The 20194-nt window shown below is 47.1% G+C and carries 17 protein-coding genes and 1 pseudogene; 15 read left to right on the top strand and 3 right to left on the bottom strand.

From position 1 onward, the window contains the following. The first annotated feature begins 198 nt into the window (after nucleotides 1-198). Complete coding sequence (locus tag AB1I50_RS11045; protein WP_407724051.1) at nucleotides 199-1509, top strand: peptidoglycan DD-metalloendopeptidase family protein; 1311 nt, start codon at nucleotides 199-201, stop codon at nucleotides 1507-1509. A 597-nt stretch (nucleotides 1510-2106) separates the two neighbouring features. Here the strand turns inward: AB1I50_RS11045 and AB1I50_RS11040 are convergent. Beyond that, nucleotides 2107-2286, bottom strand: a complete 180-nt coding sequence (locus AB1I50_RS11040; protein WP_407724050.1) for a hypothetical protein — start codon at nucleotides 2284-2286, stop codon at nucleotides 2107-2109. Nucleotides 2287-2386: 100 nt separating this feature from the next. On the opposite strand from AB1I50_RS11040, the gene trmL reads away from it, so the two are divergent. Next, the gene (trmL, locus tag AB1I50_RS11035; RefSeq protein WP_407724049.1) at nucleotides 2387-2899 is read left to right on the top strand and encodes a tRNA (uridine(34)/cytosine(34)/5-carboxymethylaminomethyluridine(34)-2'-O)-methyltransferase TrmL; all 513 of its coding nucleotides are present in this window, start codon (nucleotides 2387-2389) and stop codon (nucleotides 2897-2899) included. Between the two features lie 185 nt (nucleotides 2900-3084). Here the strand turns inward: trmL and AB1I50_RS11030 are convergent, their stop codons facing one another. Beyond that, entirely contained in the window at nucleotides 3085-4629 is a 1545-nt protein-coding gene (locus AB1I50_RS11030; RefSeq protein ID WP_407724048.1) for an IS1182 family transposase, read from the bottom strand. A 411-nt stretch (nucleotides 4630-5040) separates the two neighbouring features. Here AB1I50_RS11030 and AB1I50_RS11025 point away from each other — a divergent pair, with 411 nt between their 5' ends. From AB1I50_RS11025 to gpmI, 3 genes are all read left to right on the top strand, one after another. Continuing rightward, nucleotides 5041-6249: a phosphoglycerate kinase gene (locus AB1I50_RS11025; protein ID WP_407724047.1), complete on the top strand. Its 1209-nt coding sequence runs from the start codon at nucleotides 5041-5043 to the stop codon at nucleotides 6247-6249. Between the two features lie 174 nt (nucleotides 6250-6423). After that, nucleotides 6424-7191: a triose-phosphate isomerase gene (tpiA, locus tag AB1I50_RS11020; RefSeq protein ID WP_407724046.1), complete on the top strand. Its 768-nt coding sequence runs from the start codon at nucleotides 6424-6426 to the stop codon at nucleotides 7189-7191. Nucleotides 7192-7326: 135 nt separating this feature from the next. Next, nucleotides 7327-8847 carry a 2,3-bisphosphoglycerate-independent phosphoglycerate mutase gene (gene gpmI, locus AB1I50_RS11015; RefSeq protein WP_407724045.1) on the top strand — a complete coding sequence of 507 codons (1521 nt, stop codon included), beginning with the start codon at nucleotides 7327-7329 and terminating at the stop codon, nucleotides 8845-8847. A 562-nt stretch (nucleotides 8848-9409) separates the two neighbouring features. On the opposite strand, the gene AB1I50_RS11010 is transcribed toward gpmI, so the two are convergent. Beyond that, on the bottom strand, nucleotides 9410-9988 hold the full coding sequence (locus tag AB1I50_RS11010; protein ID WP_407724044.1) for a helix-turn-helix domain-containing protein: 579 nt from the start codon (nucleotides 9986-9988) through the stop codon (nucleotides 9410-9412). Nucleotides 9989-10142: 154 nt separating this feature from the next. Between AB1I50_RS11010 and AB1I50_RS11005 the strand changes: the two genes are divergently transcribed. The 10 genes and pseudogenes from AB1I50_RS11005 to AB1I50_RS10960 all read left to right on the top strand — a co-directional run bounded on the left by AB1I50_RS11005 (nucleotide 10143) and on the right by AB1I50_RS10960 (nucleotide 20173). Next, a complete protein-coding gene (locus AB1I50_RS11005; protein ID WP_407724043.1) occupies nucleotides 10143-11876 on the top strand; it encodes an ABC transporter ATP-binding protein in 1734 nt (577 codons plus the stop codon). After that, nucleotides 11876-13615: an ABC transporter ATP-binding protein gene (locus AB1I50_RS11000; RefSeq protein ID WP_407725344.1), complete on the top strand. Its 1740-nt coding sequence runs from the start codon at nucleotides 11876-11878 to the stop codon at nucleotides 13613-13615. The genes AB1I50_RS11005 and AB1I50_RS11000 overlap by 1 nt, the downstream gene beginning before the upstream one ends. A gap of 48 nt (nucleotides 13616-13663) precedes the next feature. Further along, the gene (locus AB1I50_RS10995) at nucleotides 13664-14470 is read left to right on the top strand and encodes a hypothetical protein (RefSeq protein ID WP_407724042.1); all 807 of its coding nucleotides are present in this window, start codon (nucleotides 13664-13666) and stop codon (nucleotides 14468-14470) included. Between the two features lie 297 nt (nucleotides 14471-14767). Next, entirely contained in the window at nucleotides 14768-15250 is a 483-nt protein-coding gene (greA, locus tag AB1I50_RS10990) for a transcription elongation factor GreA (protein WP_407724041.1), read from the top strand. Between the two features lie 30 nt (nucleotides 15251-15280). Continuing rightward, a complete protein-coding gene (gene lysS, locus AB1I50_RS10985; RefSeq protein ID WP_407724040.1) occupies nucleotides 15281-16765 on the top strand; it encodes a lysine--tRNA ligase in 1485 nt (494 codons plus the stop codon). A gap of 250 nt (nucleotides 16766-17015) precedes the next feature. Further along, nucleotides 17016-17762: an alpha/beta fold hydrolase gene (locus AB1I50_RS10980; protein ID WP_201427068.1), complete on the top strand. Its 747-nt coding sequence runs from the start codon at nucleotides 17016-17018 to the stop codon at nucleotides 17760-17762. A gap of 266 nt (nucleotides 17763-18028) precedes the next feature. Then, the gene (locus tag AB1I50_RS10975; protein ID WP_407724039.1) at nucleotides 18029-18595 is read left to right on the top strand and encodes a GrpB family protein; all 567 of its coding nucleotides are present in this window, start codon (nucleotides 18029-18031) and stop codon (nucleotides 18593-18595) included. A gap of 25 nt (nucleotides 18596-18620) precedes the next feature. Next, nucleotides 18621-18707, top strand: a pseudogene (locus AB1I50_RS10970) (adenylate kinase); the annotation flags it as partial. A 12-nt stretch (nucleotides 18708-18719) separates the two neighbouring features. Beyond that, complete coding sequence (locus AB1I50_RS10965; protein WP_407724038.1) at nucleotides 18720-19484, top strand: MBL fold metallo-hydrolase; 765 nt, start codon at nucleotides 18720-18722, stop codon at nucleotides 19482-19484. Nucleotides 19485-19531: 47 nt separating this feature from the next. Continuing rightward, nucleotides 19532-20173, top strand: coding sequence for a CatB-related O-acetyltransferase (locus tag AB1I50_RS10960; protein WP_407724037.1), 642 nt, complete (start codon nucleotides 19532-19534; stop codon nucleotides 20171-20173). Nucleotides 20174-20194 lie beyond the last annotated feature (21 nt).

Genomic DNA, 20194 nt, shown 5'->3' with positions numbered 1-20194 from the left:
TTTTGATTATTACTTTTAGTATAATTAGATATAAGAATATTTGGATATTATAGACAAATTATCGTGGGATATTTCAGCGTTATGCCGAACATCCCACGATTTTTAATTCTTCTATTGAAAATGATTTCTTTTTTGTTATAATTAGTATGTAAGGTTTGTTACAATTCTGTAACAGTTAATAAGATAGGAGAATTAAAGTTGGAAACTAAATTCATCGGCCGTGACGGTTTTAATGAAATTGAAAACGTTTCGGGCAAGAAAATTCAGAAAAAGAATTCGAAAAAGATAGGTACAGTTAAAAAGACTATCCGCTTTGCGAAAAGACTTTCAGCGGAAATTTCACACGACATTGAAGCACGCAAGAGCAAGAAGCGCCACGCGCACAGTGCTCCCGAGCGTATTATTATTAAGAAAAAGGCAATCCTCACAGCAATGGCATGCGTTACAGCGGCTATTCTCTGCTGCGCAACCGTAGCAAGCGCGCTTGACTCGGCTCCTGCCGAGACAGAGGTTAAGGCAGAACAGCAGACACAGCTTGTCGCTCAGGCTCCTGCTGTTGAGATTACCAAGCACAACTTCAACGAGATTAAGTCTGATGAGATTGAAAATCCCGAAATCTTCATCGACCTCGGTTATTCGGCGCTGACTGTTGACGGTCAGGTTATCGGAATTACCGACCAGGCAGACGAGCTTCAGGGAATGCTCGACAACTACCTTGTAGAAGCGCGTGCAAAGTACGACGACACAACCACTACAGAATTTGCAAACGACGTTCAGGTTAATATGATTAACGCCGCTCCCTCACAGGTTGAGACAGCCGAGGCTGTTTTTGCAAAGGCAAAGGATAAGTTATCGGTTTCTCTGTACACCGACTGGTCATACGACGTAGATATGGAGTACGAGACAAACGTAACATATGACGAGACAAAGGACAACAGCTACGAGGAAGTTACCAAGAAGGGCGAAAACGGCAAGGTAACCGTTAACCTCAGACTTAACTACGTAGACGGCAACCTTGTTGACTCGGTAGTTACCGACACAAAGGTTACAAAGGAAGCTGTTGCCGAGGAAGTAACAATCGGTTCAAAGCAGGGTGAGCGCGAATACGGCTCAACAGGCGGCACAACCGGAAGCTTTATTTGGCCTCTTCCCCACACCCACAACATCACAAGCCTTATGGAATGGCGCTGGGGCAGAATGCACAACGGCATTGACATCGCAGGCGGCGACGACTACGGCCAGCCGATTATCGCCTCCGACGGCGGTGTTGTAACCTTCGCAGGCAACGACGGCGGCGGCTACGGCAACTACGTTATGATTGACCACGGCAACGGTTATATGACCGTTTACGGCCACGCAAGCGAGCTCGCGTGCGAGACAGGCCAGTATGTAGGTCAGGGCGAGACAATTGCTTATGTAGGTTCAACCGGCAACTCAACCGGTCCTCACCTCCACTTTGAAATCAGACTCAACGGAGAATATCAGGATCCGCTGAATTATGTATCTTAATAAAATATAACATTTAAAGGCTCCCCCGTCGCGTAAGCTACGGGGGAGCTGTCGCGTTAGCGACTGAGGGGGCGGCTTTGCCTATTTCGTTATGTTATAAAATACGACAATAACTTCTAATTTACACCGTAGGGGCGGACCCGTGTGAAATTCCCCTGTCAGGGGAAATGTCGCGTAGCGACAAAAGGGTTGCCGTCCGGCTACGGACGCCCGCAGGACAGGAACAAATCATTTAATAAATATGTTTATTTGTGTGCTGAATTATACGTCCGTTTATCGCGAATAAAACGGATTGTGTGATTAACACGGTTCACGTTCCCCGGGCGGACACGCGGGTGATTCCCCTATCAGGGGAAATGTCACGAAGTGACAAAAGGGTTGCCGTTGTGCTAAGAACGCCCCTACAATTATTCATTATTCATTATTCATTATTCATCATTCATTATTCATTACTACTGTCTGCCCCCTCCGTCACGGCATAAATGCCGTGCCACCTCCCCCAAAGCTAACGCGTTGGGGGAGGCTTTAAACGCTTTTCCATACGCTCCGAAACATTATAAATTCGGAGCGCAGCTCCCTTTAATTTTCCATTTTCAATTACTTAAACATATACTGCGCGGTATCGACGATATTTTCAAAGGTCTTGTACGCGCGGTTTGCTTTTTTTCTTAGCTTGGGATTGTCGTCGGCAGCTTTTTTGCCGATATATCCCACCGCCATTCCTGCCGCCATTCCCACAGCGGCGCCTTTGACGATGTTCATCACATTCTTGTTCATATTATCACCTTCCTTTTTGCAAAAACACTTGCAATAATATTGTTTGTAAACTAAAATAGAATAAACGATTAAGATTTTTACATTAAAGGAATGACAAATTTTGGCAAAATTAAACATTGTACTCGTTGAACCCGAAATTCCGCAAAACACAGGAAACATCGCCCGAACCTGCGCGGCAACAGGCGCGGCGCTCCACCTTGTGCGCCCGATGGGCTTTGAACCCGACGACAAAAAGCTAAAGCGCGCAGGGCTTGACTACTGGCATTTGCTCGACATCACCTATTACGACAACCTCGACGACTTTTTTGAAAAGACAAAGGGCGGCAGTTACTTTTTCTTTTCGACCAAGGGAACTCACCGCCACTCGGACGTAAGCTACCCCGACAACTCATACCTTGTTTTCGGCAAGGAGACGCGCGGACTTCCCGAGCACCTTTTGATGAAGCACCCCAACGAAACGCTCAGAATTCCGATGATGGACGAGGCGCGCAGCCTTAACCTCTCAAATTCCGCCGCAATCGCGGTCTATGAGGTTCTCAGGCAGTGGGACTACCCCGAGCTTTTGAACAAAGGCGAGCTTCACCGCCACCGCTGGGCGGACGTGGAAAATTGATAATGAAAAATGGAAAATGGAAAATTGTAGGGGGCTGTCGCAAAATGAAGCGGCAGCCTCTCAGTATAAGTAACAGGTAAAGACATGTAAAATATCATCACATTTCAACAGCAAGAAAACGACACTAATCAGAGGGTGGGGAAAACTCCATCCTCTCTTTGATTTTTTGTGGAAAACTTTTAAGTTTACGCGGCTTGTTGATTGAATAACGACAGACCTAAACGTCCGTCAATTGTGCGGTTCCATAACTTCTTGATGTTGAAAGCGAAAGCAAGCAGCAAAAATTGCGTTTCCGTCTTTGTTTTTCCGCGTGTTAAGAAGCGTCTGAAATCTCTGTCCTGCTTCAAAACGCCGAAGGCTCCCTCAACTTGAATTGAGCGGTTCTGTCGAAGAATATTTCCTTCATCGGCAGTAATTCGTTCGGTAGCTTCAGCTTTTTGTCTTGCCATAGTTTTAGAAAAAGAAACCTTACGATTTTCGTATTTGCCTTTGTAACATTTATCTCTATGAGGGCATCCTTCACAGCTTTCGCATATGTAGTAACTTTTTATGATTTCATAATCATTCTTTGTTTTGCTCTTGCTGTCATAAGCGTGATTTAATCTCTTGCCGTTTGGACAAGTGAAATAATCTCCGATTTCGTCATAGCTGAGATTTTCTACACGGTAAATATTACTCTTGTATTTTCTTGTCTTTTTAATTTCATAATCCGCGGGCTTGATGTACGCGTTCTGGTCGTTTTCTTCAAGATATGTGTAATTCTCCTCGCTCGCGTATCCCGCGTCAGCAATGATGTTTAAGTATTTTCTGCCGATATTCTTTTGCAGACGTTCAAGAAAAGGAATAAGGGTTGTTGTATCGGTCGGATTAGAAAACAATCCTACCCCAACAATGTACTCGCTCTCAACGCCGATTTGTACATTGTACGCGGGTTTAAGCTGACCATTCCTCATATGATCCTCTTTCATTCGCATAAACGTTGCGTCTAAGTCTGTTTTAGAATAGCTCTTTCGTGTGCCGAGTATCGTTTGACTTTCGTGATATCGATCTATTCTTTCAAGATATTCATATATGCGGTCATAATCCCTCTGGATATCCGTTTTGCGCTTGCCTCTTCCGTATACAAACTTAATACCGAGAAAATCTCTTGCTTTGAGAAGAAACTCAATTACATCTGCCAGTGTAGCGGATTCCGACAATCCGTATTTTTGACATAAATCAGGCAGTTCGTTATTAATCTTTGCGTTGAGCTTCTGCAAATTCTTTTCTACGGTTTTTGCCCATACGAATGTATAACGGTTGGCGTTTGCTTCTATCTTGGTTCCGTCTATGAAGATATTATTAAACTCTATCTCGCCAAGCTCATGAAGTTTTAGAATTAGTTGATAAAATAAATCTTCAATGACTCCCACGAGCTTTTCGTTTTGAAAGCGAGCGAAGGTTGAATGGTCGGGAGCAGGCTCACCTTGAAGTAACCACATAAAACGGATGTCAGTCTTACAGGCTTGTTCTATATCACGGCTGGAATAGATGCAATTCATATTTGCAAATACAAGTATCTCAAACATTATTGCCGGATCAATCGAGCGCCAATGACGAAGGTATACATCATAGAGTTTTGTATAGTCCAATGTATCGCATATTTCTGTAAGTTTCCTTACAGGATCGTTCTCGTCGATTAATACTTCAAAATTTAATGGTAAAAACAGTTGATTTCTTAACACTTTCATAGTATAATTAACCCGCTTTCTATGTGGATTTTGTTGCAATTAATTATACATTGAAAGCACTAACCGGGCAACCCTTTCGGGCTACCCGGTCTTGTTTTTATTTAGGGCTTAGTGCGACAGCCCCGCTGATAGGAAACATATTTTTCCTATCAAAAATCGATGTGATAGGAACACTCGGCATATACGGGCGACCAATGTGATTCCCCTGTTAGGGGAAATGTCGCGGAGCGACAAAAGGGTTGCCGACGTGCTAAGGTCGCCCCTACAATATTAATCAAACGTTTGCAAAGCGAAATCTTAACTTATTCTATATATTTTTTATCAAACTCTATTGTAAAAAATACCAAATCGTTGTATAATATATATGAATGTAAAAAATTCAATTTTTATAAACGAAAGGATGTATTTATTATGCAGCTAAACAAAGTTTCAGTTGATGACATCAACGTAAAAGGCAAAAAGGTTCTCGTTCGCGTTGACTTTAACGTACCGCTCAAGGACGGCGTTATCACCAACGACAACAGAATTCAGGCAGCTTTACCCACAATTAAAAAGCTTATCGCTGACGGCGGTAAGGTTATCCTCTGCTCTCACCTCGGCAAGCCCAAGAACGGCCCTGAGGAGAAGTTCAGCCTTGCTCCCGTAGCAGTTCGTCTTTCCGAGCTTCTCGGTCAGGACGTTGTATTTGCTAACGACGACGAGGTTGTAGGCGAAAACGCTAAGAAGGCAGTTGCCGAGATGAACGACGGCGACGTTGTACTTCTTCAGAACACCCGTTTCAGAAAAGAAGAGACCAAGAACCTTGAGCCCTTCTCAACAGAGCTCGCTTCTCTCGCGGAAGTATTCGTAATGGACGCTTTCGGTTCCGCTCACCGCGCTCACTGCTCAACTGCGGGCGTTACAGACCACATCAAGGATACAGCCGTTGGTTACCTTATGCAGAAGGAAATCAACTACCTCGGCAACGCTGTTGAAACTCCCGTTCGTCCCTTCGTTGCTATCCTCGGCGGCGCAAAGGTTGCCGACAAGCTCAACGTTATCTCCAACCTCCTCGAGAAGTGCGACACACTTATCATCGGCGGCGGTATGGCTTACACCTTCCTCAAGGCTCAGGGCAAAGAGGTTGGTAAGTCGCTCGTAGACGATACAAAGCTCGACTACTGCAAGGATATGATTAAGAAGGCTGAGGAGCTCGGCAAACAGCTTCTTCTCCCCATCGACACCACTATCGCGGCTGATTTCCCGAACCCCATCGACGGTCCTATCGACGTAGAGGTTGTTGACGTTGATTCTATCCCTGCCGATATGGAAGGTCTCGACATCGGCACAAAGACTCAGGAGCTCTTTGCTGACGCTGTTAAGAACGCCAAGACCGTTGTTTGGAACGGACCTATGGGCGTATTTGAGAACCCCACACTCGCTGCAGGTACAATCGCTGTTGCAAAAGCTCTCGCAGAGACCGACGCTACAACAATCATCGGCGGCGGCGACTCCGCTGCGGCTGTTATTCAGCTCGGCTTCGCTGACAAGATGAGCCACATCTCAACAGGCGGCGGCGCTTCTCTCGAATACCTCGAGGGCAAAACCCTCCCGGGTATCGCGGTTATCGCTGACAAATAAGCAACGGCGGGTCATAACATTGTATTGAATTACACAATCGTAGGGGCGGACCCATGTGTCCGCCCTTATGAGCAAAACGTTATATAAACCGGGCGGACGCATAGGTTCGCCTTACATAATCATTAACAACGCATAATGCCAACAACATTATTATTCGAGAAAGGAATTATAATTATGGATAAAGCAAAAAGAAAAGCTATCATCGCCGGCAACTGGAAGATGAACAAAACTCCTTCCGAGGCTACAGCACTTCTTAACGAGATCACTCCCCTTGTAAAGGACGCTGACTGCGAGGTTATCGCATGCGTTCCTTACGTTGACATTGCCGCTGCAGTTGAGGCTGCAAAGGGCACAAACGTTAAAATCGGCGCAGAGAACTGCCACTGGGCAGAGAGCGGCGCTTTCACCGGCGAAATTTCAACCGGTATGCTCAAGGAAATCGGCGTTGAGTACGTAGTTCTCGGTCACTCCGAGAGACGTCAGTACTTCGGTGAGACCGATGAGACCGTTAACAAGAGAACAAAGGCTGCTCTTGCTGCAGGCTTAAAGCCCATCGTTTGCGTAGGCGAGCTGCTTTGGGAGCGCGAGTGCGACATCACTGAGGAAGTTATCGCGCGTCAGATCAAGCTTGACCTTTGGGATGTTACCGAGGACGAGCTCAAGAACGTTGTTATCGCTTACGAGCCTGTTTGGGCTATCGGCACAGGCAAAACCGCTACATCAGACCAGGCTGAGGAAGTTTGCGCATTTATCCGCGCTCAGCTTGCTAAGCTCTACAACCAGGCTGCCGCGGACGCTGTTACAATTCAGTACGGCGGTTCTATGAACGACGGCAACGCCGACGAGCTTCTCTCAAAGACAAACGTTGACGGCGGACTTATCGGCGGCGCTTCGCTCGTAGCCGAGAAATTCGCGGCTATCGTTAAGGCGGCTTCTAAGTAAAACTTTTAATAACAATGTAGGGGCGGACCTATGTGTCCGCCCGTTCAGCACCGGCGTTTTATTTTTCGGGCGGACACACAGGTCCGCCCCTACAAGAACACCATACTTTGTGTTGAAAACGGAAAGGAAATTCCAATGAAAAAACCTATGCTACTTATGATTCTTGACGGCTTCGGCGTGGGCAAAAAGGGCGAGGAAAAGGCTAACGCCATTCTTGCCGCAAACACCCCGAATATCGACAAGCTCTTTGCCGAGAATCCGCTCACCCAGATCGGCGCTTCGGGTATGGACGTTGGTCTGCCCGACGGTCAGATGGGTAACAGCGAGGTCGGTCACACCAACATCGGCGCAGGCAGAATCGTTTATCAGGAGCTCACAAGAATTACCAAAACAATAAACGAGGACAAGCTTAAGGACAACGAGGCTATCGTTGCCGCTATTGACAACGCCCTGAACAAGGGCACGGCGCTCCACCTTATGGGCTTGCTCTCCCCCGGCGGCGTTCACAGCCATATGACTCACCTCTACGGCATCTTGGAACTCGCCAAAAAGAAAGGTCTTAAGGACGTTTATATTCACGCTTTCCTCGACGGACGTGACGTTCCGCCCTCATCGGCGGCTGGCTACATCGAGGAATGTATGGCCAAGCTCGACGAAATCGGCGTGGGCAAAATCGCTACCGTTATGGGACGTTACTACGCGATGGACAGAGACAACCGCTGGGAGCGCGTAGAAAAGGCGTATGCCGCTATCGTTTACCGCGAGGGCGTGGAGGCTGAGTGCCCCGTTTGCGCGGTTAAAAAGAGCTACGAGGACGGCGTTACCGACGAGTTTGTAATTCCTGCCGTTATCAAGGGCGGCAAGGCGCTCGAGGCTGACGACAGCGTTATTTTCTACAACTTCCGCCCCGACAGAGCGCGTGAAATCACCAGAACTCTTGTTGACCCCGACTTTAACGGCTTCGAGAGAAGAAACGGTATGTTCCCCCTGTACTATGTATGTATGACGCAGTACGACGCTACAATGCCGAATGTTGAGGTTGCGTTTAAGCCGCAGACCTTGGTTAACACCATGGGCGAATACATCAGCTCGCTCGGTATGAAGCAGCTCAGAATTGCCGAAACCGAGAAGTACGCTCACGTAACCTTCTTCTTCAACGGCGGCGTTGAGAAGCAGTACGACGGCGAGGACAGAATTCTCGTTAAATCTCCCTCAGTCGCTACATACGATTTGCAGCCCGAGATGAGCGCTTATGAGGTTACCGACAAGCTCATTCCCGCGATTGAGAGCGGCAAGTACGATATGATAGTGCTCAACTTCGCAAACTGCGATATGGTAGGTCATACAGGTGTATTCGAGGCAGCTGTTAAGGCTGTTGAAGCGGTCGATACCTGCGTAGGCAAGGTTATTGACGCTGTGCTCGCTCAGGGCGGCGCGGCTATAATCACCGCTGACCACGGCAACGCCGACAAGATGATTGACGAGGACGGCGAGCCTTTCACGGCTCACACCACCAACCCCGTTCCCTTCTGCGTAATCGGTTACGACTGCAAGCTCCGCGAGGGCGGTGTTTTGGCTGATATCGCGCCGACAATGCTCAAGATTATGAACCTCGACCAACCCGAGGAAATGAGCGGAAAGTCGATTATAATTTAAGTTAAGTTAAGCTTTAGGGCGGACGGTTTGTCCGCCCTGTTTTGCTGTCAACGGAATTCAGGTGACTTGCGGTGAGTTTGCTTTTAAAAAGCCACCGTAAAAGTCACCACAAATGGCAATCATTGGCATATCAGCGTTATAAACCAAAATGCATACATATAATTTACACCGTAGGGGCGGACCCGTGTGAAATTCCCCTGTCAGGGGAAATGTCGCGTAGCGACAAAAGGGTTGCCGTCCGGCTACGGACGCCCGCAGGACAGGAACAAATCATTTAATTTTTAATGTGCTTTTGTGTGTTGAATTTTACGTTCGTTTATCGCGAATAAAACGGATTGTGTGATTAACACGGTTCACGTTTCCCGGGCGGACACACGGGTCCGCCCCTACGAATGTAACGGAAAGGTTGGCATTATCGGAAACGTCTGCCCCCTCCGTCATTTCGCAAAGCGAAATGACACCTTTTTCTGGCGAAAACGGCAACCTTAGCACGTCGGCAACCCTTTTGGGCTTCGCCCATTTCCCCTACGAGGGGAATCACCTTTTGTCGCTACGCGACATTTCACCTTTTTATTCCGAATGCCTTTTCCTCCCAGCCTTCTTCGTCCATAAAGTCCAAGGTATCAAACTTCATAACATCTTTCAAATCATAGCTGCAATTTCTTCTCGATTTCGATTCGCGACGATTATAATTATACTTGTTATTTTTGTTTTCTTTGTTTTTATTGTTATCTGTTGTCAACTGCCTGTCGTCAGATTGCTGTTCGTTTGCCGTGGGATTGTCAGTCTGCTTGTCGATTTGCTTGTCAATCAGCTTGTCATTTTGCTGTTCACTGTCATAGTTCAATACCGTTATTATGCGGTTTTTGCTGCTTGATTTATTCGACAGATAGCCTGTCTCGACAAGCTTGTCAATCGCGGTTCTGACCTGGCGAACGCTTAACCCTGTTTCCTCGGAAAGAGTATTAATGCTCGTCACAAACTGACCTCTTTTAAGCTCAATGCCTCTCCACTTTGTATCGGAGTAATTTGCCCTCAGGCGGCAATGGCGGTAAAGGTGCATTGTGTTCGGCTCGGTGTACCATTCGTTATTCATTATTTCTCGCGGCTCAATTACAAAGCCAATATTTTTTGTATTCATTTTATCTCCTTGGTTACATAAATTTAAAAGGCCTTTCACTTATGCTTCCAAATCGGGAAAAATTGCAGTGTTTTATGCAATTTTTAAAAAATAATTTAAAAATTTCTTTTTTTGATGTATAATAACCGTAGTAAAATTGTTTAGGAATGAAAAAATGTTTAAGCTCAGAAGATTTTTGGCTGACTATAAAAAAGAATGTATTATCGGTCCGTTGTGCAAGCTGTTCGAGGCTATACTCGAGCTGTTTGTTCCGCTGGTTATGGCGAACATTATTGACGTCGGGATAAATCAGCTGCACGACAAGGGCTATGTGATAAGGATGGGATTTGTACTTGTCGGGCTCGCCGCAACGGGACTGACAAGCGCTTTGTTCTGCCAGTATTTTGCGAGCAAGGCGTCCCAGGGCGCAGGCACAAAAATCCGCCGCGCGCTGTTTGAGCACATCAACTCGCTCTCCCACTCGGAAATTGACAGGCTGACAACCCCCTCGCTTATCACGAGAATTACGAACGACACAAACCGCGTTCAACAAAATATCGCAATGATTATCCGACTGCTCACGCGCGCGCCGTTTATTATTATCGGCTCGCTCGTTATGGCGATGACTATTAATCTAAAGCTTTCGCTTATCTTCTTCGGCGCGGCTGTGCTGATTGGTCTTACGCTGTACCTTGTGATGACAAAGACCATACCGATGTTCGGCGCAATTCAGAAAAAGCTCGACGGTATCGGTCTGCTCACGCGCGAGAATTTATCGGGCAACAGGGTTATCAGGGCGTTCTCGCGGCAGAAAAGCGAGTGTGAGCGCGTAGACATTGCCACCGAGGATTTGGCGAAGGCTTCAATCAGGGTGAGCAGGATTTCCGCGCTGCTCAACCCCGTCACCTACGCCGTCACTAATATCGCGATTATCCTGATTATCTGGTTCGGCGCGGTCAACGTAAATGTCGGTGAGATGAGCACCGGCGATATCGTGGCGCTCGTCAGCTATATGACGCAGATTTTGCTCGCAATGATTGTTGTCGCGAACCTTGTTTTGCTGATGACTCAGGGCAGCGCTTCGGCGGCGAGGATTAATGAGGTGCTCGAAACCGAGCCCTCGGTTAAGGAAAAGACAAAGGATTATATTTCTGTAAAAGAAAATAGCCCCAAAATAGAATTCAAAAATGTAAGCTTCAGCTATCCCGGCGGCGACGACGAGCTGACGGACATAAGCTTTAAGATTAAACGCGGTCAAACCGTGGGAATTATCGGCACGACAGGCTGCGGCAAAAGTACGCTTATCAGCCTTATTCCGAGGTTTTACGACGTTAAAAGCGGCGCGGTCGAACTTGACGGCGTTGACGTGCGCGAGTATCCGTTTGAACAGCTCAGGGAGCAAATCGGCATTGTTCCGCAAAAGAGTGTGCTGTTCAGCGGAACTATCCGCGACAACCTAAAGTGGCGCTCTCAGGGCGCTGACGATAATGAGCTTTGGGAAGCGCTTAAAACCGCTCAGGCGTATGATTTTGTCTCTAAGACCCCACAGGGACTTGACAGCAGGGTTGAGCAGGGCGGCAGGAATTTCAGCGGCGGTCAGCGCCAAAGGCTTTGCATTGCGAGGGCGATTGTCGGCAAGCCGAAGCTTTTGATTTTGGACGACAGCTTTTCGGCTCTCGACTTTGCGACCGACGCAGCTCTGCGGCAGGCTCTTGCACAGAGCAAGGGCGATTCTACAGTGTTGATTGTCACCCAGCGGTGCTCTACAATTAAAAACGCCGATTTAATTTTGGTGCTCAGCGACGGCGAACTGGCAGGCGCGGGAACTCACGACGAATTGTTCGAAAGCTGCCGCACCTACCGCGAGATTTACCTATCTCAGCAGCACGAAAAGGAGGCGCAAAAATGATGAAAAACGCTTCCTCTTTTATGAGAGTTATCCGCCGTATGCGACCATACTACGGCTTACTTTTGCTATCGCTTTTATTCGCGGTCATCAGTGTATCGCTCACGCTTTTGATACCCGTACTTGTCGGCAGCGCGATTGATAACATCATCGCAGAGGGCAACGTAAACTTTGCCGAAGTCGCAAAAACGATTGCGCTTATCGGCGCTTCGCTGCTCGGCGTGAGCGTGTTCCAATGGCTGATGACTCAGCTGATTAACACAATCAGTTTCCGCGCTGTCAGGGATTTGCGGCGCGATATTTTCAGAAAAATCAACTCCGTGCCCCTCTCCTACATCGACTCGAACCCTCACGGCGACCTTATCAGCCGTGTTATAAACGACATCGACGCTGTGGGCGACGGACTTACTCAGATATTTTTACAGCTCTTTTCGGGCGTTGTGACCATCATCGGAACGCTGATTTTCATGGTGAGCATTGACGCTTGGATTGCCCTTGCGGTTGTGGTTTTAACTCCGCTATCGCTGTTCGCGGCGACGTTTATCGGCAGGCTTATGCACCGCCGCTTTACCGAACAGCAGCTGCTAAACGGCGAGATTTCCGCCTACGTCAACGAGCACGTCGGCAATCAGCAGCTTGTAAAGGCTTTTTCGTACGAGGATGAAGCCTGCGAGGGCTTTGACAGGCTCAACAAAAAGCTCTTTGTGTCGGGCTTTAAGGCGCAGTTTGCAGGCGCTCTTGCCAACCCGACGACGAGGTTTGTAAACGCTATGGTTTACGCCGCGGTCGGAATTTTCGGCGCGGTTTCGGCAATCTCGGGCGGACTGACGGTCGGTCAGCTTTCGGCTTTTCTGACCTACGCCAACCAGTATACCAAGCCGTTTAACGAGGTCACGGGCGTGCTCACTCAGCTGCAAACCGCCTTTGCCGCCTCGGACAGAGTTTTTGAGGTGCTCGACGCGCAAAGCGAGCCCGACGACAGCAGGGCAAATTCCGCTCCCGAGCCGTGCAGGGGCAACGTTAAATTTGACGATATAAGCTTTTCATACACCCCCGACAAGCCGCTTATCAAAAACTTTTCACTCGATGTAAAAAGCGGCAGTCACGTGGCGGTTGTCGGCCCGACGGGTTGCGGAAAAACCACGCTTATCAACCTGCTTATGCGGTTTTACGATGTGAACAGCGGCAGGATTTTCCTCGACGGCGAGGATATCTCACTGATGAAGCGCGACGAGCTAAGAAGCTGCTTCGGTATGGTTTTGCAGGACAGCAAGCTGTTCAGCGGCACGATTATGGAAAACCTGCGTTACGGTGCGGAAAACGCGACCGACGAACAGGTAATTTCCGCGGCAAAATCCGCCCACGCACACAGCTTTATCCGCCGTATGCCGCAGGGCTACAACACTGTTATCGGTGAAGAAGGCAGCAACCTCAGCGTAGGTCAGCGCCAGCTTTTGTGTATTGCGAGGGCAATGCTGACTAACCCGAGCGTGCTGATTTTGGACGAGGCGACGAGCTCGATTGACACCCTGACCGAAATCCGCGTTCAAAAGGCGTTTGCCGAGATGATGAAGGGCAAGACGAGCTTTGTTGTCGCCCACCGCCTGTCCACAATCAAGGACAGCGACGTTATTTTGGTTATGCGCGACGGCAATATCGTCGAGCAGGGCAGGCACGACGAGCTGCTCGAAAAGGGCGGTTTTTACGCCGAGCTGTATAACAGTCAATTTGCCAAAGCTTAATTTCATAATTATAATCCCTCCCGTCATATCTATTACGGGAGGGATTTTTTGCTCACTTCACTAAACGTCATTCCGTTTGACAATAAAAATAAATTTATCAAAATCTTCAACAGTATCCGCGGAGATAAAGTAAAATCGGCTGTTGTCCGCGGCGGCGGTATCGCGGTAAATCAGCTTACATACTACAGCAGGAGCGGTAAAATCAAGCCCGGAAAGCTGTTACGCGCTCTCGGCGGAGAGAAGCTTATTCTCGCGGATGAAAACGTCGCCATGCCCGAGGGCTTGACGCGGTTTTGCTCGAACAATTTTTCAGAACGGCTTTGCGTGAATATGGCGCTCGGCGTGCTGAGGAAAATTAAAAATCCGCTTGACTTAAAGCTCGGGATTTTCGACCCCGAGGCGCACTCGCCCGACCTTTTGTTTGAGGCGCTTAAGCTCTGCCGAAATCCCGTTACCGTGACCTTCGACCTTCTCCCCTACGACAGAATTCGCAGGATGGCGCTTTCCGAGCTCGGCGCTTCGGCTGTAATCACGCGCAGGACAAGCGAGCTTTTGAACTGCGATTTTGTCATCGCCCCGACAAAAATCTGCGCTTATATTCCAATAAAGAAAAATGCTGTCCTGCTGACCGCAGGCAAGCCTTATGTTCGGCTGTTCGGGGAGATTTATCACAGCTACGCCGTAACCCTGCCCGAGGTATTTGAAAAGCTGAAGCCCGACGGACTGAGCGCGGAATACTTCGGCTCGGCGCTGTACACGCTCTGCGGCTTTTATCAGCTCGGAAGCCTTGTGCCGCTGAGCTGTTACGGAGAAACGGGCGGTCAAACGGTAGGCTCACTTGCGGAGAATATTTAAGTAATATGTAATAAGGAATAAGGAATAAGAAAATTTAGCGGAAATGTATGTTTATAATCGTAGGGGCGTTCTTAGCACAACGGCAACCCTTTTGTCACTTCGTGACATTTCCCCTGATAGGGGAATTTCCCGTTTTGACGGTGGAGGCTTTAAATGTGGGCAAACGTTTCCGATAAATATATTAAACTCTAAACTCTAAAACACTGTGCCAAAATCCTTGACATCAGCGCTAAAAAAGCCTATAATAATTAAGTATGCACAATAATCAATTACAAGAAAAATCAGGAGGAATTTACCATGGCACAAAAACCTACTATGCTTACTATTGAGAGCCATAAAAAGCTTGAGGACGAGCTTTCGGAGCTTATTAACGTTAAACGTAAAGAAATTGCCGAGAAAATCAAAGTTGCGCGTTCGTTCGGCGACCTCAGCGAGAACAGCGAGTATGACGACGCTAAAAATGAGCAGGCGATTTTGGAGGCGAGAATCACCACAATCGAGTCTATCCTTAAAACCGCCGTTATCATCGACGAGAGCGAGACCTCAACCGAGAACGTTCACCTCACATCTAAGGTTAAGATTGAAATGCTCGAGAGAGGCATGCAGGCTGAGTACACAATCGTAGGCTCGGGCTCTAACGAGGCTGACCCCGGTCAGGGCAAAATTTCGGACGAGTCACCCATCGGCGCGGCTCTTATGGGCAAAAGCGTTGGCGACGTTGCCGAGGTAGAAACTCCCGGCGGAGTGCTCACCGTAAAGGTTTTGGAAATCAGCAAGTAATTTACGAAAATCCCGAAAGGAAGTAATTTTATGGATAACAAGCCGAATCAGGCTAATACAAGCGACGTTATTCAGGTCAGATACGACAAGCTTAACGCGCTCCGCGAGGCAGGCAGAGATCCGTTTGTAATCACCACAAGCGACCGCGACTGCCTTACCGAAACTATCAAGAATAACTTTGAGGAATACGAGAACAAGGACGTTTGCGTTGCCGGCAGAATTATGTCTAAGCGCGGCAAGGGTAAGGTTTCGTTCCTCGATTTGCACGATAAGTCGGGCAAAATTCAGATTTTTGCCAAGTTTGACGACCTCGGTGAGGAGGAGTACGGCTTCCTCAAAAAGTGGGATATCGGTGATATCGTTGAGGTCAAGGGCTTTGTTTTCAAGACCAAGATGGGCGAAATCTCGGTTCACGCAACCGCTGTAAGGCTCCTTTCAAAGTCTCTTAAGCCCCTTCCCGAGAAGTATCACGGACTTACAAACACCGACCTCAGATACCGTCAGCGCTATGTTGATTTGATTATGAACCCCGAGGTTAAGGACACCTTTATCAAGCGTTCGCAGATTATCAGCTCAATCCGCCGCTACCTTGACGGTCAGGGCTTTATGGAGGTTGAAACCCCCATGCTCGTTTCAAACGCCGGCGGCGCCGCGGCAAGACCGTTTATGACGCACTTCAACGCGCTTGACGAGGACTTAAAGCTCAGAATTTCGCTGGAGCTTTACCTTAAAAGACTTATCGTCGGCGGACTTGAAAAGGTCTACGAAATCGGCAGAGTTTTCCGCAACGAGGGCGTTGACACCAGACACAACCCGGAGTTTACGCTGATGGAGCTTTATCAGGCGTACACCGACTACAACGGTATGATGGACTTGACCGAAAACCTTTTCCGCCACGTTGCACAGGAGGTGCTCGGCACCACTCTTATAACCTACAACGGAACCGAGATTGACCTCGGCAAGCCGTTTGAGCGCATTACAATGCTCGACGCGGTTAAAAAGTACGCAGGCGTTGACTTTAACGAAATTCACTCCGACGAGGAAGCAAAGGCTGTTGCCAAGGAGCACCACGTTGAGTTTGAGGACAGACACAAGAAGGGCGATATCCTCAGCCTGTTCTTTGAGGAATTTGCCGAGGAGCATATGATTCAGCCGACCTTTGTTATGGATCATCCGATTGAGATTTCTCCCCTGACAAAGAAAAAGCCCGACAATCCGGACTATGTTGAGCGCTTTGAAATGTTCATTAACGGCTGGGAGATGTGCAACGCTTACTCCGAGCTTAACGACCCGATCGACCAGCGCGAGAGATTTAAGGCGCAGGAGGAGGCTCTTGCCCAAGGCGACGAGGAAGCCAACACCACCGACGAGGACTTCCTTAACGCCCTCGAAATCGGTATGCCCCCCACAGGCGGCATAGGCTACGGAATCGACAGACTCACAATGCTGCTAACAGACTCCGCCGCTATCAGGGACGTATTGCTCTTCCCGACAATGAAATCCTTGGATAAGTAACACCCCAAAACCCCAGTGTTTATGCGGGTTTCGAGAGTTGCGATGTCTCGGATTTACGCCATTTACGCCAAACTTACGCCAAATGATGCAGAAAGTTGTGCAGAGCGTAATCAATCGCATATTTTAATGAATTTGACCTTGATGGATTCGTTTTCATCAAGGTCTTTTTTTGTTTGACGGATAGACAAAATCAGGCTGAAATGATATAATTATAGCAAGACAAATCGGAATAAACCGAGGTGCGAGAACCATGAAATTTCAGGAATATGGGCTGAAACATAAAGACGCGGTCATTCTGCTCCACGGAGGTGGATTATCATGGTGGAATTATCGGGAAGTGGCATTGCTTCTACAGGGGGAGTATCATGTCATCCTTCCGATTCTGGACGGACACGCCGGGAGTGATCACCCTTTTACTACGATTGAAGAAAATGCGTCCGAGATCATTGAATTCATTGATGAACAATTAGATGGCTCTGTATTACTGATAGGAGGTCTTTCTTTGGGCGGACAGATTCTGCTTGAAATGCTGTCACAACGCAAAGATATTTGCTCCTATGCTTTGGTTGAGAGTGCATCTGTCATTCCGTCAAAACTGACAAATGCGTTGGTTTCCCCGACATTCGGCAGCAGTTATTGGCTAATCAAGAAAAGAAGCTTTGCAAAGCTTCAGTTTCAATCTCTGCACATTAAGCCGGAACTCTTTGAGGACTATTACAGGGACACTTGCCGGATAAAAAAGCAGGATATGATTGCTTTTCTAAAAGCAAATACGTCCTACTCTCTGAAAGATGCTTTCAGAGAATCGTCTGCTGAAATTCACGTTTATGTTGGAGCAAAAGAAACAAGAGAAATACTGCGTTCGGCAGAAGTCATTTGTAAAATGCGCCCCTCCTGTAGAATGAACTGTTTAGACGGTCTTAAACACGGAGAGTATTCAATGAATCACGCAGCTCAATATGCAAATGCCATACGACAAATTGTTCAGGGCAGATAAAGTCTGATTTACAGCATTAATCTATACTATAGCAGGCAGCCTTATGTGAGGTTGCCTGATTTTTTATGCCCAAGAACGAATTGCAAACTTCGATTTTCTCCTGTTTCTCATATAATATAGGTAAGATAAACAATCGCATATTTTAATGAATTTGACCTTGATGGATTCGTTTTCATCAAGGTCTTTTTTGTTTGACGGATAGACAAATTCAGGCTGAAATGATATAATGATAGAAAGATAAATCGGAATTTATGGAGGCTTTTGGCATGGGAAAAGATTTATCTAAAATAACATTGGAAGAGTTATGGGCATTGTTTCCCATCTTTCTTGTGCCGCACGATGATCGGTGGAAAGATAGCTTCAATGAGATCAGGCAAACGCTGACCGGTCTTTTAGCTGCTCAGCCTGTTGTGCGGATCAGTCATATCGGAAGCACCGCCATTCAGGGAATATGGGCTAAAAATATTGTTGATGTGATGATTGAGATTCCTCAAAGCGCTGACATGAAAGATATAGCACAACTATTGGAACAGAGCGGTTTTACCGTCATGTACGCCGAGGCAAACCGGATTTCACTTAATAAGGGATATACTGAAAACGGATTTGCGGATAAAGTATATCATATCCATCTGCGGTACACCGGGGACAATGATGAACTGTACTTTCGTGATTATTTGAACGAGCATCCTGCCGTGGCAAAAGAATACGAAACCTTGAAGCTCCGGCTTTGGAAACAATATGAGCATGACCGGGATGCATATACAGATGCGAAGACGGATTTCATCTCCAAATGGACGGCAGAAGCACGAAAGGAATATGGAGACCGATACTGACATATTTAATCTTGACGAGAAAAAAATGATCATACTGATTACGGGTGCATCTCACACTGGAAAAACGCTTCTGGCACAAAAGATGCTCGAAAAATACAAATATCCGTATTTAGGAGACTGATTTATGAATGGCTGGTTTACCATTGAGAAAATCGACACACAAACATTTGCCATAAGCGAATATCAGCACTACGAAGAAACGCATTGCTACTTGCTTTGCGGTCAGAACAAGGCGGCGCTAATCGATACCGGTCTCGGCGTTTCAAACATCAAATGCGTTGTCAATCATCTGACGACGTTGCCTGTTACCGTATTTACCACCCACGTCCATTGGGATCACATCGGTGGGCACAAACACTTTGCCCGCATTGCAGTCCATGAGGCGGAAATAAACTGGATCGACGGTAGCTTCCCATTACCGTTGGAAGCAGTGAAGGCCCAACTGACAAAATTACCCTGTGCATTCCCGGAGGATTTCGATGTAGATGCATATCGGTTATTTCAAGGCACACCGCAGATTCTTTTGCATGACGGTGACTGTTTTGATTTGGGCGGACGAACGATCCGGGTGCTGCACACGCCGGGACACTCTCCCGGACACTGCTGTTTTTACGAGTTGGAGAAAAGGTACCTGTATTCCGGCGATCTGGTTTACAAAGGTTGTCTGGACGCCTTTTATCCAAGCACAGACCCGTTGCTTTTTTATCAGTCAGTAAAGCGTCTGTTGGAGCTTGATGTTAACCGCGTTTTCCCCGGTCATCATGACATGGAGATACCCGTTTCACTAATTGGTGAGATCAATGAATGTTTTTCGCAGATTGAGCAGAACGGGCAATTGAAACAAGGAAAGGGATTGTTTGATTTCGGTGACGTTAAAATCCATATCTGAGTGACAAACAACATCAATTAGATAAATCGGAATTTAGGAGTAATCAAATGAAAGACGGAAAAACACCAAATCCAAATGCCATTCACCCGATCAAGGGTTATGATAAAGAAATCTATATCAAACCGACAATCAAAAACCCCAACATTATTGTCGGGGACTTCTCCTATATCGCTGATTCGGATTTTGAAAGCCATGTTACACATCATTACGAATGGAACGGTGATAAACTCATTATAGGCAAGTTTTGTCAAATCGCATCGGGGGTTGAATTCGTTATGAATGGTGCAAATCATCAAATGAACTCTGTATCAACTTTTCCGTTCTATACACTGGAAGGCTGGGATATGAAACCGCCTGCAATAGCTGATATGCCGTTAAAAGGTGATACGGTTGTGGGTAATGATGTTTGGATAGGACAGAACGCAACGATATTGCCCGGTGTTAATATTGGTGACGGTGCTATCATTGGTGCAAACAGCGTTGTTGGAAACGATGTTGCTCCATATACGATAGTAGCAGGAAACCCGTCAAAGGTGCTTCGTAAACGATTTGACGATGAAATGATTGAATTGCTGCTCAAAGTCAAATGGTGGGATAAAAGCATTGAAGAAATTGATTCACTTATTCCTATTCTAACTTGCAGCGACATTGAGAAATCCAAAAGAAAAATCAAAGACTTGTTAGTATAAATTCTGATTTACAGCATTAAT

Source organism: Ruminococcus sp. NATIVEDY161 (assembly GCF_045819895.1).
Taxonomy (GTDB): domain Bacteria; phylum Bacillota; class Clostridia; order Oscillospirales; family Acutalibacteraceae; genus Ruminococcoides.
This window is presented reverse-complemented; position numbering and strand designations above follow the sequence as displayed.